General features: G+C 71.8%; 16 protein-coding genes. 12 read left to right on the forward strand and 4 right to left on the reverse strand.

What is annotated here, in order from left to right:
• The first annotated feature begins 1 nt into the window (after nucleotide 1).
• The 7 genes from AB1578_04960 to cysK all read left to right on the forward strand — a co-directional run bounded on the left by AB1578_04960 (nucleotide 2) and on the right by cysK (nucleotide 8,326).
• Nucleotides 2-952 (forward strand): permease, encoded by a 951-nt coding sequence (locus tag AB1578_04960; GenBank protein MEW6487250.1) that lies wholly within the window; start codon nucleotides 2-4, stop codon nucleotides 950-952.
• Nucleotides 953-1,086: 134 nt separating this feature from the next.
• The gene (locus AB1578_04965) at nucleotides 1,087-2,046 is read left to right on the forward strand and encodes a carboxypeptidase-like regulatory domain-containing protein (GenBank protein ID MEW6487251.1); all 960 of its coding nucleotides are present in this window, start codon (nucleotides 1,087-1,089) and stop codon (nucleotides 2,044-2,046) included.
• Nucleotides 2,043-3,884, forward strand: a complete 1,842-nt coding sequence (locus AB1578_04970) for a PQQ-binding-like beta-propeller repeat protein (protein ID MEW6487252.1) — start codon at nucleotides 2,043-2,045, stop codon at nucleotides 3,882-3,884. Before AB1578_04965 ends, AB1578_04970 begins: the two co-directional genes overlap by 4 nt.
• A 338-nt stretch (nucleotides 3,885-4,222) precedes the next feature.
• Nucleotides 4,223-4,807, forward strand: coding sequence for a glycine betaine ABC transporter substrate-binding protein (locus AB1578_04975; protein ID MEW6487253.1), 585 nt, complete (start codon nucleotides 4,223-4,225; stop codon nucleotides 4,805-4,807).
• A gap of 13 nt (nucleotides 4,808-4,820) precedes the next feature.
• Complete coding sequence (locus tag AB1578_04980) at nucleotides 4,821-5,750, forward strand: DUF362 domain-containing protein (GenBank protein MEW6487254.1); 930 nt, start codon at nucleotides 4,821-4,823, stop codon at nucleotides 5,748-5,750.
• The gene (locus AB1578_04985; protein ID MEW6487255.1) at nucleotides 5,747-7,288 is read left to right on the forward strand and encodes a 4Fe-4S binding protein; all 1,542 of its coding nucleotides are present in this window, start codon (nucleotides 5,747-5,749) and stop codon (nucleotides 7,286-7,288) included. Before AB1578_04980 ends, AB1578_04985 begins: the two co-directional genes overlap by 4 nt.
• 105 nt (nucleotides 7,289-7,393) lie before the next feature.
• Nucleotides 7,394-8,326 carry a cysteine synthase A gene (gene cysK, locus AB1578_04990; protein ID MEW6487256.1) on the forward strand — a complete coding sequence of 311 codons (933 nt, stop codon included), beginning with the start codon at nucleotides 7,394-7,396 and terminating at the stop codon, nucleotides 8,324-8,326.
• Between the two features lie 98 nt (nucleotides 8,327-8,424).
• On the opposite strand, the gene AB1578_04995 is transcribed toward cysK, so the two are convergent.
• The 4 genes from AB1578_04995 to AB1578_05010 all read right to left on the reverse strand — a co-directional run bounded on the left by AB1578_04995 (nucleotide 8,425) and on the right by AB1578_05010 (nucleotide 11,559).
• The gene (locus tag AB1578_04995; GenBank protein ID MEW6487257.1) at nucleotides 8,425-9,450 is read right to left on the reverse strand and encodes an adenylate/guanylate cyclase domain-containing protein; all 1,026 of its coding nucleotides are present in this window, start codon (nucleotides 9,448-9,450) and stop codon (nucleotides 8,425-8,427) included.
• 234 nt (nucleotides 9,451-9,684) lie between these two features.
• The gene (locus AB1578_05000; protein ID MEW6487258.1) at nucleotides 9,685-9,909 is read right to left on the reverse strand and encodes a hypothetical protein; all 225 of its coding nucleotides are present in this window, start codon (nucleotides 9,907-9,909) and stop codon (nucleotides 9,685-9,687) included.
• A gap of 70 nt (nucleotides 9,910-9,979) precedes the next feature.
• Complete coding sequence (locus AB1578_05005; protein ID MEW6487259.1) at nucleotides 9,980-10,948, reverse strand: 2-dehydropantoate 2-reductase; 969 nt, start codon at nucleotides 10,946-10,948, stop codon at nucleotides 9,980-9,982.
• Nucleotides 10,945-11,559: a TetR/AcrR family transcriptional regulator gene (locus tag AB1578_05010; GenBank protein MEW6487260.1), complete on the reverse strand. Its 615-nt coding sequence runs from the start codon at nucleotides 11,557-11,559 to the stop codon at nucleotides 10,945-10,947. Before AB1578_05010 ends, AB1578_05005 begins: the two co-directional genes overlap by 4 nt.
• A 163-nt stretch (nucleotides 11,560-11,722) precedes the next feature.
• On the opposite strand from AB1578_05010, the gene AB1578_05015 reads away from it, so the two are divergent.
• The 5 genes from AB1578_05015 to AB1578_05035 form a co-directional block, all read left to right on the forward strand.
• Nucleotides 11,723-12,148, forward strand: a complete 426-nt coding sequence (locus tag AB1578_05015; protein ID MEW6487261.1) for a thioesterase family protein — start codon at nucleotides 11,723-11,725, stop codon at nucleotides 12,146-12,148.
• Complete coding sequence (locus AB1578_05020; protein MEW6487262.1) at nucleotides 12,145-13,011, forward strand: 50S ribosomal protein L11 methyltransferase; 867 nt, start codon at nucleotides 12,145-12,147, stop codon at nucleotides 13,009-13,011. Before AB1578_05015 ends, AB1578_05020 begins: the two co-directional genes overlap by 4 nt.
• Nucleotides 13,012-13,121: 110 nt before the next feature.
• Nucleotides 13,122-14,726, forward strand: coding sequence for an alkaline phosphatase (locus AB1578_05025; protein ID MEW6487263.1), 1,605 nt, complete (start codon nucleotides 13,122-13,124; stop codon nucleotides 14,724-14,726).
• 278 nt (nucleotides 14,727-15,004) lie between these two features.
• The gene (locus tag AB1578_05030) at nucleotides 15,005-15,994 is read left to right on the forward strand and encodes a phosphate ABC transporter substrate-binding protein (protein ID MEW6487264.1); all 990 of its coding nucleotides are present in this window, start codon (nucleotides 15,005-15,007) and stop codon (nucleotides 15,992-15,994) included.
• Between the two features lie 87 nt (nucleotides 15,995-16,081).
• Nucleotides 16,082-16,779: hypothetical protein (locus tag AB1578_05035; GenBank protein ID MEW6487265.1), on the forward strand; the 698-nt coding region annotated here is incomplete at its 3' end.

The following is a 16,779-nucleotide window of genomic DNA, read 5'->3' on the forward strand; positions in this document are numbered from 1 at the left end:
CGTGGGCACCCTGTGGGCGATCCTCGACGTGCTGTGGGCCGAGGCATCCCGGATGGCCTGGTTCACCCTGCTGGGGGTGACGCTGGCCGCCCTGATCAAGACCTACCAGCTCGACCGCAAGGTGCGCCAGTACGTGGGCCGGGCCGGGGTCTGGGGCATCCTCGTCGCTACGGCGGTGGGGACGCTGAGCCCCCTGTGCTCCTGCGGCATCCTGCCGGTGGTGATCCCCATGGCGCTCGCCGGGGTGCCGCTCCCGCCCCTCATGGCGCTGCTCATCACGAGCCCCGTGATGGATCCCGCGTCGTTCGTCCTCACCTGGGGAGGGGTGGGGGAGGCCCTTGCCTGGTGGAAGCTCGGGGGCGCCCTCGCCCTGGGGCTCGCCGCGGGACTGGGCACCCTTGCCCTGGAGCGCCTCGGCCTCCTGGGCGAGAATCTGGTCCGCCTCAAGCCCGTGTACACCCCCGACGGCCAGCTCGCCCCGGCTTACGAGATCGCGTGCACCAACGGGTTTCGGGTGCGCACCATGGCCGTAATCCCCCGGGAGAGCAAGCTCCTCTTCTTCTTCGACCGCTTCCGCGACGTGGGGCTCTTCGTGGGCCTGTGGGTGGGGCTCGCCCTGGTGTTCGAGGCCCTGGTCCAGGTGCTGGTGCCGGTGCAGTGGGTCACCTGGCTCGTGGGCCAGGAAGGGCCGCTCTCGGTGCTTGCCGCGAGCGCGGTGGCCCTGCCCCTGCCCCTGCATCAGATCCCGGTGGTGCCGATCCTGGCGGGCCTCCAGGCCAAGGGCATCGCGCCGGGGGCAGATCTCGCCTTCCTCCTGGCCGGACCGGTCACGAGCCTGCCCGCCATGGCGGCCCTGGCCGCCATATTCCGCCCCCGGGTGCTCGGGCTCTACGTGGGGATCGGGCTCGGCGGGGCAACTCTCCTGGGCCTCCTGCGCCTCGCCCTGTCGTGAGGAGTCCCGTGCCCGCCCTTCGCCGCCGTGCCCCGTTTCCGCGCCTGCTCGCCGCTGTGGCCCTCGTCGCACTGACAGGCTGCGCGGGAACCGGACCTGTTCCCGAATCCGCCCCTCCCTCCGCGCCGGGGCGCGTGCTTCTCGAGGGAAAGGTCTCCCTGGGAGGGGCAGGGGCCGAAGGCGCCCAGGTCTTGCTCTTCGCACCTCACTTCCACCTCGCCCCGGAAGGCCGCCCGGAGGCCCGGGCCGTGAGCGGCACCGATGGGACCTTCCGCCTGGAGGCGCCGCCCGGCTCCTATCTCCTGCTGGCCCGCCGGGGTGAGCTCTTCTCGTACTTCGGGCGCAACCCCGTGCGGCTCGCCGGGCAGCTCACGGGCGTGCACCTTCCCCTGGTACCGGCCCATGGGGTAACGCGAACCGCCTGCGAACCGGGAGAGGAGCGCATGGAAGGCCGGGTGCTCGACGCAGGGAAACCGGTGGCGGGCGCCCAGGTCTTCGTGTACCTGGACGCGGCGAGGGGCTTTCGGGGGCCGGGCTACGCCCTCTCGGAGCCCACCGGCCGCGACGGCGCTTACTCCGTCCCCCTGCCCCCGGGCACCTACTTCGCGGGCGCCCGGCTGCGCACCGGGGGGCCCAGGACCGGGGCACTGGAACCGGGAGACCACTTCGGCGTCCTCCCCGAGTTCCCCCTCCTCCTGCGGGCCGGCGAGTGCGCCCGCGGGGACATCGAGACCGTTGAGGTACCGGGGCGGGAGCAGCAGTCCCGCTTCCAGGGCCGTTTCGCGCGCCTGGAGGGGCGCATCCTCGACGGAGCCGGACAGCCGGTAGCGGGAGTGCGGGCCTGCCTGTACGAGACCCCCCACCTCCTGGACCGCCCCGCCGTCGTCTCGGAGCCCACGGGGCCCGACGGCCGTTTCGTCCTGGAGACCCCCCTGTCCGGGCTGTTGTACCTGGGGGCCCGGGAGGCCCTGGGGGGTCCGCCGGTCCCGGGGGAGCGGGTCGGGTTCTACCGCGGCCCCAGGGGCCCGGCCCTGGAGGTCGCCCCGGGCGGACGCCTCGCGGACCTCACCGTGGTGCTCCAGGTGACGCCGTGAGAGCCGGTGTCGCCGTCGCCCTGTGCCTTTGCCTTTCCATGTTCGGCTGCGCGGGAGCGCCCGGGGGCCCGCGCTCGGAAGCGCCGCCGGGCCGCACGGTCTGGCAGGGCCAGGTGCGCATCGCCGAGGACATCACCTTTCCCCGGGGCTCCGAGCTCGTGCTGGAGCCCGGAACGGTGGTGCGTTTCGCCTTCCGGGACGACGACGGGGACGGCTGGGGGGACGCATCTCTCCGGGTCGAGGGCGCGCTGATTGCCCGAGGAACCCCCGAGGAGCCGGTGGTCTTCACCTCCGAGAACGCCCCCGCCGAGCCGGGCTCCTGGGGGGAGATCCGCATCGACTTCGGCTCCTTCCACCTCTCCCACGTCCTCGTCGAGGGAAGCACCCGGGGACTCCATACCCACTTTTCCCGGGGCCGCGTGGAGGACTCGGTCTTCCGCCGCAACGTGGACGGCACCCGGTTCGGGGAGTCGGCCGTGGAGGTGGAGCGCTGCCTCTTCGCGGAGCACCCGGGCAAGGCCATGAACTCCCGCCGCTGCCGCAACCGGGTCATGGGCAACCTCTTCCGGGGCAACCGCCACGGGATCTTCCTCTTCGAGGCCGACGCCGGATCCGCCTTCGAAGCCAATCACTTTCGGGACAACGAAGCGCCCTTCTACCTGGGAGACTTCTTCGAGGGCACGGTGGACGCCGGCACGAACGACTGGGGCGGGGCGCTCCCGGCCGCGGCTCCGGACAACGAGGCGGCCCGCATCCTGGCGGCCTTCGCCCCGGCTCCCGAGGCCGGTCCCCGGGGCTGGCCCCTCCTGGAGGAGCTCTGGCGCGCGGAGCTCGGGGGGTTCGTGGACGCCCCCCCGGTACCCGCCGACGAGGGCGTCTACGCCGCGAGCTGGAACGGTGCCCTCCTTCGCCTGGGCTTCCTGGACGGGGCGGTCCTCGCCTCGGTCAGCCTTCCCGACGCGGTGGACGCCCCGCCGGCGCTGGGCCCCGGAGTCGTGGCGGCGGCGTGCTGGGACCGGGGGTTGTATCTCCTGCGGCGGGGCAGCCTGGAGGTGCTCGACGTCCACGCCGAGGCCCCTTCTCCCGCCGACGACCACCGGCAGTCCGGGCCGGTCTTCCTCGGCACCACCCTGGTGGCCGCCGGCTGGTCCGGCACCGTGCGGGCCTTCGAGACCTCGGGGGGGCGCCTGGAGCCCCTCTGGTCGTTCCCGGCCGGGGGGCCCTTTCGGGCCGACCTGCGCACCGCCCGGGCGGGGGCCCGCACGCTGATCCTCGCTCCGTCCCAGGACGGGAACCTCTACGCTCTCGACCCGGTGTCGGGCCAGCCCGCCTGGGTCTACAGGGCCGGGGCGCCGCTCCTCTCCGCGCCGGCCGTAGGGGAAGAGACCGTCTACCTGGCGGACCGGGCCGGAACCCTCCACGCCGTGGCCCTGGCCGGCGGCACGGCGCGCTGGACTCGGCGCCTCGCGGGAGGCGCGTGGTATGCCCCCCCCCTCCTCCTGGACGAGGTCCTCTACCAGGGGGAGGACTCGGGCACCCTGTGGGCCATCGCGGCCGGGACCGGGCAGGTCCTGTGGCGCCGTCCCCTGGGAGCCGGAGTCCGCGCCCGGCCCGCCGAGGCCTCCCCGGGCCTGCTGGCCGTGCCCACGGTGGGGGGCCGCCTGGTTCTCCTGGACGGAGAAACCGGCTTCGAGCGCGATGCCCTGTCCCTGGGCGAGCCCTTTCTCTCGACCCCCGAGGAACGGGGAGGGCGGGTGTTCCTGGGGGGAAGGGACGGGCACCTGCGGGCCCTGGGGGTGCGGCGGCTGCCGGCGTCGGGGGAAGGAAGGGCTCGCTGATTCGCTGCCGGGGCCCGATTCTCGCACCCCGCGCGGGTCGACTGGGCCCACTGGGCCCAAATCCACCACCAACTCTAGGGGCGGGGTCCGGGAGCCCTGGAGAGGAACCCCGTGCCGCTTCGACCGAACTGGGGCAGCTCAGCCGAAACCAGCGAAGCTCGGCGCACCAGTGCCCTCGGAGACGCCGCCTCCGAACATCGCGGATTGCGGGGCGGAGCGCAAGGGCTCCCGGACCCCGCGTGCAAACCAAGCGGTGGTTCCAGGCACGCTAGACACCGCGAACGATTCCAGGTTACAAAGGCCCCTTCCCCGCCGCGCCTTCGCCAAGGGAGACCGCCGTGAGATCAATCCTCCTGCACCTTGCCCTGACCGCAGCCCTGCTCCTGGGCCTTGCCCTGCCCCCCTTCCCGGCCGCCGCCTGTGTGGGAAAGACCCTGGTGGTCGGCTCCCTGGAGACCCCCGAGGGGCGCTTGGTGGCCCAGCTCCTGGCGATCCTCATCAACGAGCGCACCGGAACCACCGTGAAGATCGCCGACTACCCCGACCCCGAGGCCCTGCATCGGGGGCTCGCCGCCGGCGACGCCGACATCGCGGTGGACTTCACGGGCCCGGCCCTGGCCCGGCTGGGCCTGCCGGTCCCGCCGGTGGGAGACGAGGCCTACCAGGCCGCCAAGGCAACCTACCTGGAGCGCCTCAACCTGGTCTGGCTCCCGCGCATGGGCTACGCCGGAAACTCCGGGCAGGTCCCGGCCGACGCCGCTCCCGTGGCCCGAAAGGACACCCTGAAGAAGTTCCCCGCCCTGCCCCGGCTCATCGCCCGCACGGAAGGCCTGCTCTCGGACGACGTCCTTCGGGGGCTCTCGGGTGCGGGAGAACCGGCCAAGACCGCCCGGGAGTTCCTCCGGGAGAAGAAGCTGATCTGATCGGGAGGCTGCCGTGAACCGCTCCGTCCTCAACCGCCGCCGTTTCCTCGCCCGCCTCGCCCAGCTCGGGTTCGTCGCCCTGGGCCCCCTGGGGTTTCCCCTCCTGCGCCCGGGCCGCGCCCGTGCCCAGACCCCCGCCTCCCCCCAACCCGTGGCCGTGGCGCGGGGCCCCGACGCCGCAGCCCTGGTCCGGGAAGCCGTGGGAAAGCTCGGCGGCATGGGAGGCTTCGTGAAACCGGGAGACCGGGTCGTGGTGAAGCCCAACATCGGCTGGGACCGCACCCCGGAAGAGGGGGCCAACACCCACCCCGAGGTGGTCGCCGAGCTGTGCCGCTTGGCCGTCGAGGCGGGAGCGCGGGAGGTGCGGGTCTTCGACCGCACGTGCAACGACGGGCGCCGCACTTACGAGCGCAGCGGCATCCGCGCCGCGGTGGAGGGCCTGGAGCGTGCTCCGGTGCAGCTCGAGCACGTGCGCGACGAGTGGTTCGAGGTGACGGACCTGCCGGGGGCTCGGGAGCTCTCCCGCTGGCCCCTCTACCGGCCCGCCCTGGCGGCCGACGTACTCATCAACGTCCCCGTGCTCAAGCACCACGGGCTCACCCACGTCACCATCGGGCTCAAGAACCTCATGGGGGTCATGGGAGGCAACCGGGGCCGGGTGCACCAGGGGATCGACCAGAATCTCGTCGACCTCAATCGGGCGGTGCGCTCCCACCTCACGGTGGTGGACGCCACCCGCATCCTCCTGCGCAACGGCCCCCAGGGCGGGGGCACAGACGGCGTGCGGACGGCCAACCTGGTGGCCGCCTCGGCCGACGTGGTGGCCGCCGACGCCTGGGGCTCCCGGGAGTTCGGGGCCGATCCCTTTCAGATCGCTCACGTGCGCCTGGCCCACGAGCAGGGCCTGGGGGTCGCCGACCTGGGCCGGATCGAGATCCTGTGAAGCTTCCGCTGCGGCGGGGCGTCCAGGGGGTGCTCCTCCTGGGGTTCCTCGCGCTCTTCGCCCGCACCGCCTATCGGGGCCAGGAACTCCTGGACTGGCCCGTCCACCTCTTCTTCCACCTGGACCCCCTGGCGGCCCTGGCCGCGGCCCTGGCGGGGGGGCTCGCCTCCCTGTGGGCCGTGACGTGGCTCGGAGCCGGCCTCCTGCTCGTTTTCACGGCCCTGCTCGGGCGTTTCTTCTGCGGGTGGGCCTGCCCCCTGGGTACCGCCCTGGACCTGTCGGGGGGCGGGCTGCGCCGCCTGAGGGGCGGTCGGCGCGGGAGCTGGCGCCCCCCGGCCCACACGGCTCCGGCGCTGCTGGCGGCGCTCCTGGCAGCGACTGTTCTGGGGCTGCCGCTCCTGGGACTCTTCGATCCCCTGAGCCTTTTCCTGCGAAGCCTCACCCTGACCCTCCATCCGGCCCTGGACGCAGGGGCCAAGGGCCTCCTGGCCCAGCTCTCCCTCTCGGACTCCGAGAGGCTGGCCGCCCTGGGAGACACCCTCTACCGGGCTGCCGAGCCGGTGCTCGCCTTCGGGCGACCCGCCTTTCTCCTCGCAGGCCTCACCACCCTCGTGTTCCTCGCGGTGGTGGCCCTGGAGCTGGTGGCCCCCCGCACCTGGTGCACGAGCCTGTGCCCCCTGGGCGCGCTCCTGGGGGTGTGCGCCCGGCTCTCGCCCCTTCGCCGCCGCCGCTCGGACCGCTGCGGACCCTGTACCACGTGCGCCGCCCGCTGCCCCACCGGCGCGGCGGCCCCCGAGGGCGCAGCGGACCCCTCCCTGTGCCTCCAGTGCGGCGGGTGCGAGCAAGCGTGTCCTTCCGGCGCCCGCCGGCCCGAGCTCGCCGCCCCCGGCCTGTCGCTTCCCGCCTCACCGGGGCGCCGTGCCCTCCTGGCCTCGGCGGGAGCGGGGGCGCTGCTGGCCCTGGGACCCAGGGTTCGGGCCGAGGAGGCGGAGCGAGCGTGGGACTTCCTGCGCCCCCCCGGGGCCGTGGACGAAGCGCAGTTTCGCCTGCGCTGCATCCGGTGCGGCGCCTGCATGCGGGTCTGTCCCCAGGGGGCCCTCCACCCCGCCCTGCTGGAGGCGGGCCTGGGAGGGCTGTGGAGCCCCCGGCTCGTGCCGCGGCTCGGCTACTGCGAGTACCACTGCCGCCTGTGCGGACAGGTGTGCCCCACCGGCGCCATCCGATATCTGGAGGAGGGGGAGAAGGAGACGACGGTCATCGGGCTCGCGGTCTTCGAGCAGGACCGGTGCCTTCCCTACCGGGCAGCGGAAAACTGCATGGTCTGCGAAGAGCACTGCCCCACGGCACCCAAGGCCATCGTCTTCCACGAGGAGGTCCGTGCCGACGCCCTGGGAGTCTCGAAGCCGGTCAAGGTGCCCCGGGTCGTGGAGGAGCGGTGCGTGGGCTGCGGCATCTGCGAGACCCGGTGCCCCCTGCCCGGCCGCAGTGCGATTCGCGTCACACGGGAACGCCCGGGAGATTTATCCCTTTTCTTCTAGTCAATAGTGCTGCCCGTTTTTGACAGGACGGGTGAGCCGCTCTACCCTACCGCCCTACCCGGCACACCGGCCTCCACCGGGGCCCGATCGAACGAGGAGCACGACATGGCGCGCATCTTCGCTGACAACAGCCTGAGCATTGGCAACACCCCGCTGGTTCGGATCAACCGGATCTCCCTGGGTCTCCCCGCGACGATCCTGGCCAAAGTAGAGGGGCGAAACCCGGCCTACTCGGTCAAGTGCCGGATCGGGGCCAGCATGATCTGGGATGCGGAGAAGCGGGGCGTGCTCAAGCCGGGCGTCCGGGTCGTGGAGCCCACGAGTGGAAACACCGGCATCGCGCTCGCCTTCGTCTGCGCCGCCCGGGGGTACCGCCTCCTCCTCACCATGCCCGAGACCATGAGCCTGGAGCGCCGAAAGATGCTCGCCGCGCTCGGGGCCGAGCTCATGCTGACCCCGGGCAGCGAGGGCATGGGGGGCGCCATCCGGCGCGCCCAGGAGATGGCCGACGCCGACCCCGAGGGGATGTTCCTCCCCAACCAGTTCAAGAACCCCGCCAACCCCGAGATCCACTTTCGCACCACCGGGCCGGAGATCTGGAACGACACCGACGGCAAGATCGACATCCTCGTCGCGGGAGTCGGCACCGGGGGCACCATCACGGGCGTGAGCCGCTACATAAAGACGGAGAAGGGCAAGGCCATCCGGTCGGTGGCGGTGGAGCCCGCGGCATCCCCGGTGCTCTCGGGGGGCTCCCCCGGGCCCCACAAGATCCAGGGCATCGGCGCGGGCTTCAAGCCCGACGTGCTCGACCTGTCCCTGGTGGACGAGGTCCTTCAGGTCACCGACGAGGAGGCCTTTGCCTTCGCCCGCCGGCTCGCCCGGGAGGAGGGGATCGTCTCCGGGATCTCCTGCGGCGCCGCCATGGCGGCGGCGGTCCAGGTGGCCTCCCGCCCCGAATCGGCCGGCAAGACCATCGTCGCGATCCTCCCGGACTCGGGCGAGCGATACCTCTCCACGGCGCTGTTCGAGGGGTAGGTTGCGGGGGGGCGGGTAGATGGGACGTATGGGACCCATGGGACGAATGGGAATGAGAGACGTGGCGGAACCCCGCTTCACGTTTCACGCTTCACGTCTCACGTCTCACGGCCCAGCAGCGGCTGCACCTTCACGGGAGCCTTGCGGCCCCGCAGGCGCACCCAGCGCCCCTCGCCCCACTGGAAGCCGTCGCCCGCGGCCTTGACCGCGGCCCGGGTGGCCAGGATCTCGCCCGCGCCGGCCAGCGCCTGGACGCGGTGGGCCAGGTTTACGGTGTCGCCCACTACCGTGTACTCCATCCTAAGGTCGCTCCCCAGGTTTCCCGCCTGGGCGGTGCCCCAGTGGACCCCGTACCCCACCCCCACCCCGGGGAGCCCCGCCCGGGCGCGCTCCGCCGAGAGGCGGCGCACCGTGGCGTCGAGCTCCAGCGCGGTGCGCAGCGCGCGCTCGGCCTCGCCCCCCGTCAGGGAGGGCGCGCCGAAGACCGCCATGAAGCCGTCGCCCATGAACTTGTCGATCATCCCCCGGTGCTCCACCACCACTTCGGCCATGGGGCCGAGGTATGCGTTCAGGGTCTCGAAGAGCTCCTCGGGGGTGAGCCCCTCGGCGGCGTCGGTGAAGTCGCGCATGTCGGCCACCAGCACGGCAACGTCGAGCTCCCGGCCCTCGAGCCGCTCGCCGGGGCGCAGGGAGAGGACCAGCTCCGCCACCTCCCGGGTGAGGTACCGGGCCATGCACAGCCGCATGTGCTCCCGCTCGGTCACGTCCTGTACGCTGACAACCACCGCCTCTTCCTCCCCGGCCCCCCCGTCCAGTACGTCGCCGCGCACGTGCCGGTACACCACCTCGCCCCCGTGCCGCTCGAGCCGCAGGCTTCGAGCCTCGAACCTCCCGGTGCGCTGGATCTCCTCGTCCAGGGCCTCCAGGTCGAGTCCCTTGAGGTAGGCGAACACCTCGGCCACGTGCCGGCCCAGGGCGTCCTCAGGGCGGATGCCCGTGAGCTCGGCCATCCAGCGGTTGAACCGGTGCACCCTTCGGGACCATCGCCCCACCACGAGGACGCCCCACCCCAGGCTGTCGAGGATGCGGGCGTCGATCCCCTCCGCCGCCGCCGTTCCACCCATGTCGCCCTCCCGCGCTGCTGTCCAGGGGAGGGCACCCTAGCGGCGGATTCGGAGGCTGTCAAAACGGCGGCCCAAGGTCGGGGGAGTGAGGAACACAGAGGCCGGGAAGGGGGAGGCGTGGGGGGCTTGCCATGGAAATCGCGATCGAAATCGACCCCGACTGCGATCCCGATTTCGATCCCGATCTCGATGGGAGAGGGGGGCGGGCAGCGACGGTCCGGGACAGGGCCTAGCTCAGGCCGGGCGCTCGAAGAGGGTCAGCGCCCATCGGCCCGAGGCGACGTCGTGGCGCAGAATGTACCGGGCGCCGTCATCCCCCCGCACCTTGAAGTACCGGTAGTCGGGGGCGAGCCAGCGGTCGAGGACCTCCTCCACGACCACCTCGCGGGCACCCAGGTGAAACCGCCGCGGTGTCTCCTCGCCCCGGTACCCCGCGTAGCACTCCACGTGGACGTCCACGGGTCCTCCTCGCGCAAGAAGGCCGGCTTGGCGCCGGCCCTCCTCAACCCGTCCCACCTGCGCATCGCGTCTAGCCGCGGCGCCCTTCGGCCTCCATGGCCGCGAGCCGCAGGCGGTTTCGCTCCTCCACCCCGCGCACCAGCCAGGAAACCGCCTGGTTGTAGGGGGTGGGGATGCCGAGGCGGGAGCCCTCCGCCATGATGACCTCGTTGAGGTTGCCGATCTCCGTGGGCCGGCCCGCCTCCACGTCCTGGAGCATGGAGACCTTGTTGTCCCGCGTGCCGGCAAAGGCCTGGAGGGCAAAGGCGCCCGGATCGTCGAGCTCGGCGAGCCGGATTCCCTTGGCGCGGGCCACCTGGGCGAGCTCCCCGGCGAGGCCCCGGATGAGCTCCACGGTGGGGGGGTGCTGCACGGCCTGTCCGCCGGTCATACCGGTGAGGGCAGCCACGCAGTTGGTGGCCACGTTGGCAATGAGCTTCTTCCAGATGACCGCGTTGATGTCGGCCACCTCGTGCACGTCGAGGCCCGCACCCCGCAGCGCCTCCACCAGGCGGCCGAAGCCCGGTCGCGCCACCCCGTCGTAGGGGCCGATGACGAGCAGCGGGCCCAGCCCCCCCACGTAGCGGACCTCGTTCATGCCCACCGGCATGCCCGAGTGGGCCGTGATGCCCCCGATCACCCGCTCGGGCCCCACGACTTCGGCAATGGTCTCGAGGTTGCCCAGGCCGTTCTGCACTGAGAGCACCAGGGTCTCGGGCCCGATGAGCGGCCCCGCGTCCCGTGCGGCGGACGCCGTGTGGTAGCCCTTGACGCACACCATGACGAGATCCTGGGGCCCCAGGGTCACGGGCGAGGCGGTAATCGCGAGCCGGGTGTGCACCCTCTCGCCCCCGGGCATCTGGAGCCACAGCCCTTCGCGCTCGATGAGCCGAACCCGCTCCTCGAGGATCTCGATCAGGGAGACCTGGAACCCTCCCCGGGCGAGCAAGCTCCCGAAGATGGAGCCGAGCACCCCTGCACCGACGACGGCGACCTTCACGAAGCGTCCCCGCCGTCGGTGCACGGCAGCAGGCCGTGGAAGAGCAGGCTCACCACCGCGTCGGCCAGCTCCCGCAAGGTGAGGGGCCCCTCGGGCTTGTACCAGTGGTAGAGCCAGTTGATCTGCCCCAGGATGCCGAAGGCGGCGGTGGTGGCGTGCAGGGGCCGCACCGCGCCCGCGGCCTGGCACCGCAGGATCGCCTCTTTGTAGAGCCTCAGGATCTCGGCTTCGGTGTCGAGACTGGTCTGCTGCAAGTCGGCCCGAAGGCTCTTCTTCTCCTCTACCAGGACCTTGATCTCCTCCACGTGGTTCTCCACGTACCCGATCTGGAACCGGATCATGGATTCGAGAACCTGCACGGGCTCGCCCCCCCGCTGGAAGGCCTCCCGCACCCCTTCGAGCAGTTCCTGTCCGATACGGTGGACGAGCTCGAAGAGGATGTCTTCCTTGCTCACGAAGTAGTGGTAGATGGTAGCCTTGTTGATCCCGACCTGCCCCGATAGATCCCTAAGGCTCGCCCCCTCGAAGCCCGCCTCGTAGAAGAGGCGTACCGCCGCCTGAAGGATCTGCCGCCTTCGCAACTCCGGCTGCAACCGCTTGCGCTCGCCCATGTGCTCCTCATCAACCGACCGTTTGGCAGACCTTAGCGAACATCAAACAGCGTGTCAAGCGTCTTGCCCGACCCGGGTTTGACCCGTCCGGGTCCCCCGTCGTATTGTCGTTTCGCGGGTTTCCCGGCGGCCCCTTCCGGCACCGTGCCCGCAGGAGGAGACGATGGAAGGGTTTCGCTTCACCCTGCCCTACTCAGCGAGAATCGGCGACATCAACTACGGGGGCCACGTCTCCAACGCGGCGGTGTTCCACTACTTCCAGGACGCACGGATCGCCTACCTCGCCCGCCTCGGGCCATACTCCGAGGGGGACGTGGGAGATGGGTTGGGGTTGATCGTGCTGGAAGCCCGGGCCCGGTATCGTGCAGAGATGTTCTTGGGTAACGTCCTCGAGATCGGAGTCCGGATCGAGAGCCTGGGGCGTACGTCTCTCACCATGGGGTTTCGGGTAGAGCGCGGCGGCGAGCTGACGGTGGAGGGCACCACCGCCCTCGCCGCATTTGACTACCGCGCCCGACAGCCTCGCCGGGTGCCCCAGCCGTTCCGGGAAGCGGTGTCCGCCTTCGAGGGCATCGCCCTAGAGGCATGAGCACCGTGGAACGGGAGTGGCTGGAACTCCGGGTGGAGGGGCCCGCCCCGGTGCGGGAGGCGCTGGCGTGCCTGCTCACGGAGTGGGGCGCGGGGGGAGCCGTGGAGGGGCCGGACGCCGTCACGGTCTACTTCGGCCCCGAGGAGCGGGCCGGCGTGGAGGCCCGCCTGGGGCGGTACGCAGAGGACCTGGGGGACCCCGGGCTCCGGTGGTCCTGGGCGGAAGTCCGGCCCGGCTGGGAAGACGCCTGGAAGGCTTTCTTCCGCCCGGCCCGGGTCTCCCCCCGGCTGGCCGTGTGCCCCACCTGGGAAGACTGGGCCCCCGGCGACCCGAACGTGCGGGTGATCCGCCTGGACCCCGGGCGGGCCTTCGGCACCGGCACCCACGAGACCACCCGCCTGTGCCTGGCGCTTCTGGACGACGCCGTCGGCGAGGCCCCGCCCCCCGCCTTCCTCGACGTGGGGTGCGGCTCGGGCATCCTCTCCATCGGCGCCCGGCTGCTCGGGGTGCCCCGCGCCGTGGCCCTCGACATCGACGGCCTCGCCGTCGGGGCGACCCTGGAGAACGCCCGGGCCAACCGGGTTGCCGAAGGCGTGCACGCCGTCTGCGGGGACCTGCGCTGCGTCCGGGGCGCGTTTCCCCTGGTGGCCGCCAACATCCTCTACCAGATCCTCCTCGGGCTCGCGCCGGCCCTGGCAGCCCGGGTGGCGCCCGGCGGCCTGCTCCTCCTCTCCGGCATGCTCGCCCCCGAGCTCCCCTCCGCGGCGGCGGTGTACGGCTCCCGCAGGGTCGGCTTCCAGGTGGTGCACCAGGAGATCCTGGGGGCGTGGGGGGCCCTGGTGCTGCGAAAGCCCGCCGTCTGAGCAGGGGACAAGCGTCACCGAGGCTTCACGTCCCCTTCACCCCCCGGTAACCTGAGGGTGGGAAACTCCTCCTCGCCCACCCCCCACCCACCCACAGAGGAGGAACTTCCATGACGGCATCGACCTTCGACAGGAAAAGAACCCTGCGGGCCCTCGCGGGCGCCGCCCTGGCCCTGCTCCTGCTGCCGGGCCTCGCCCTTGCCACGAGCAACAACGGCGCCAGGGGCCTCGCCGTACCCCCCCAGGCGGCCGCCCAGGCCCGCCACGTGATCCTCTTCATCGGCGACGGTATGCAGCTCGAGCACGAGGTGGCCTACAGCCGCTACCTCACGGGGGAGGACTTCGGGCTCCTGTGGAACCGGTTCCCCTACGAGGTCCCGGTGACCACCTGGGACGTGACCACTTACAACCGGTATGCGCAGCTCCGGGGCGCGCCGGCCTTCTCCTACGACGCCTTCGACCCCCTGGTGGGATACGACGTGGCCCGGGGCGGCGCCGAGCGCTACCGGCTCGACGACACGGGCGACGCCGACTACTTCCTCCGACCCCGCTACGCCACCGACTCGGCTTCGGCGGGCACCGCGATGTCCACCGGGGTCAAGACCGACGACGGCAACATCGCCTGGCTCTCGGGAGACCCGGCGGACGGCGCCCTGACCACGATCGCCGAGCTCCTGCGCGAGAAGAGCGGCGCCGCCGTCGGCGTGGTGAGCACCGTGCCCTTCAACCACGCCACCCCGGCGGCCTTCGTGAGCCACAACGTGAACCGCAACCACTACTACACCGGCCGGCCGGGCTTTGCGGGCCGGGGCATCGCCGACGAGATCGTCCACGACACCCGGCCCGACGTGGTCATCGGGGGCGGCCACCCGGGCTGGGACACCACCTACCTGTCCGCGAGCCTCCTCCAGGACCTGCGGGAGCACCCCGAGTACCTCCTGGTGGAGCGGCAGGAAGGGCGCGACGGCGGCGCAGCGCTCCTGGCCGGGGCGAAGGAGGCCGCCAAGCGCGGCCGCAAGCTCTTCGGCCTCTTTGGAGGACGCGGGGGCAACTTCGAGCCCCCGGTGGTCCAGCACAGCCCGGGGGCGCCGTCCGTGGCGCCCTCCACGGTCGAGAACCCCCCCCTGGCCGACGCGACCCTGGCGGCGCTCCAGGTGCTGGGGCAAGACGAGGACGGCTTCTTCCTCATGGTAGAGCAGGGCGACATCGACTGGGCCAACCACGCCAACGACTACCCCTGGATGATGGGCACCATGCACGACCTGCACGAGGCGGTGCGGGCCGCAGTGGACTTCGTGAACCGGCCGGGCGACGCCATCGACTGGACGAACACGATCCTCCTGGTCACGAGCGACCACGGCAACAGCTACATGCGCCTGGTGGGCGAGCCCCTGAGCGTGGGCGAGCTGCCCCTGCCCCAGGAGATCGTCCGCACCGGCCAGGCCCCCGCCGAGGGGGTTGCCCCCCGGGTCACCTACGGCACGGGAAGCCACACCAACGAGCTCGTGAGCCTCTACGTCAAGGGTTCGGCGGCGGACCTCTTCGAGCCGTACGAGGGCGCCTGGTACCCGGGGACCCGGATCGTGGACAACACCCAGATCTACGAGGTGATGGTGGAGTTCGCCACCGAGTGGAGCTACGAGGGCTGGCGGCCCGGCATGCCCCGCAGGCCCTTCCTGTTCGAGAACGGCGCGGCCTTCCCCGCTGCGCGGTAGCCCGAACCGCAGCAGCCCCGGGGGAGGGGCCGTGCCCCTCCCCCCCACTCCGGCGCGGTGGGCGCCGTCCGGTTCGAAATACCGAAGGCCGCAACGCCCTCGCGGGGGGTTGCGGCTTTCTCTTTCCACACACCCCCCGGCCCGCAATCGTCACGAACCGTTCCCCCGACCGTAACCTGGCCGTAACACATCTCGGGCATCCTCCCCTCTCGTGGCAGCCGCCTCCCGGCGGAGTGCCCTCACCCCGCCCATCCCCCGCAAAGAAGGAGGTAGTACCGATGAAACGATGGACCACCCTGCTGCCCCGCTTGGTCCTGGCCGCCGCCGCGGCCCTCCTGGCCGGCCCCGCCGCCGCCCAGGTGGCCGTGGACCCGGCCCTGCCCGCGTACTCGCCCGTCCAGGGCGTCTCGGGCAACTTGAAGAGCGTGGGCTCCGACAGCATGAACAACGAGATGACCCTGTGGGCCGAAGGGTTCCTCGGGTTCTACCCCAACGTGCAGATCGAGATCGAGGGCAAGGGCTCGTCCACCGCGCCCGTGGCCCTCATCGCCGGAACGGCCCACTTCGGCCCCATGAGCCGCGAGATGAAGGCCAAGGAGATCGACGACTTCGAGAAGCGCTACGGCTACAAGCCCACCGAGCTCGCCACCTCCATCGACATGCTCGCGGTCTACGTGCACAAGGACAACCCGATCCAGGGTCTCACGCTCCAGCAGGTGGACGCCATCTTCTCCAAGAACCGCAAGGGCGGCTACCCGAAGGACCTCCTCACCTGGGGCGACCTGGGCCTCACCGGGGAGTGGGCCTCGAAACCCATCAGCATCTACGGCCGCAACGCCGCCTCCGGCACCTACGGCTACTTCAAGGAGCGGTCCCTCTTCGGGGGCGACTACAAGGACTCGGTGAAGGAGCAGCCCGGCAGCTCCTCCGTGGTGCAGGGGGTGGCGAGCGACAAGTACGCCATCGGGTACAGCGGCATCGGGTACAAGACCGCCGACGTGCGCGCCGTACCCCTGGCCGCGAAGGAAGGCGACCGCTTCGTGGAGGCGGCAGCCGAGAACGCCTACACCGGGGAGTACCCCCTGGCCCGGTTCCTCTACGTGTACCTGAACAAGAAGCCCGGCACGCCGCTGGACCCCCTGCGCCGGGAGTTCGTCCGCTACATCTTCAGCCGCCAGGGCCAGGAGGCCGTGGTGAAGGACGGGTACTACCCGGTGCCTGCCCGCCTCGCCGGGCAGCAGCTCGCGGCCGTGGACATCGCCAAGTAGCCCCGTCGCAGACCCCGGCCGCCGGGCGGTTTCTCCACCGCGGAGACCGCCCGGCAGCCTTCTCCCGTGCCTGCCTTCGAGAGCCCCATGCAACCCAAGCCGTTCACGGGCCGCACCCGCCAGCGCCGCACCAGCCGGTCGGTCTTCTGGGCCGAGCGCACCGCCCGCGTGCTCATCGCCGCGGGGGGCATCGGCACGATCCTGGCGGTCACCACGGTGTTCCTCTTCCTCGCCGCCGTGGTGGTACCCCTCTTCCGCCCCGAGAGCATCGACCGGACGTCGGCCATCGCCGTTCCCGCCGGGCCGGACTCGCGCCCGGCGTTCCTTGCTACCGACGAGTACCAACTCCTGGGCTTCGAAGGACTGGGAGGCGGGTACCGGGTGCGGGTGTTCACCCTGGGCGACGGGCGCACCCTGGAGGAGCGGGAGCTCTTCGGGGGGGAGGTCCCGACGGCCCTGTCCTTCTGGCCCCTGGGGGGCCAGATCGCCGCGGGTTTCGCCGACGGCACGGTGCGCATCGGCAGGATCGGCTTCGAGGCTTCCTTTCTCCCGGAAGACGTGGGGCTGGCGCTCGCCGAGGGGGAGGTGCAGATCCACGAGGGCGGGGTCGTGGAGCTGACCCCCGAGGGCCAGCTCCGGCGCCAGTCCTTTGCGTCCCACATCGGCGAGCCGGTGTCCCTGCCGGGGGCCGAGCCGGTGGCCCTGGTGGACTACACCGTGACGGGCTCGGGGCCCGTGGTGGCTGCCGTCACCGCCGGGGGCACGTTTCACGTCTTCTCGGTCTC

This window comes from Thermodesulfobacteriota bacterium (genome assembly GCA_040756475.1).
GTDB lineage: Bacteria > Desulfobacterota > Deferrisomatia > Deferrisomatales > JACRMM01 > JBFLZB01.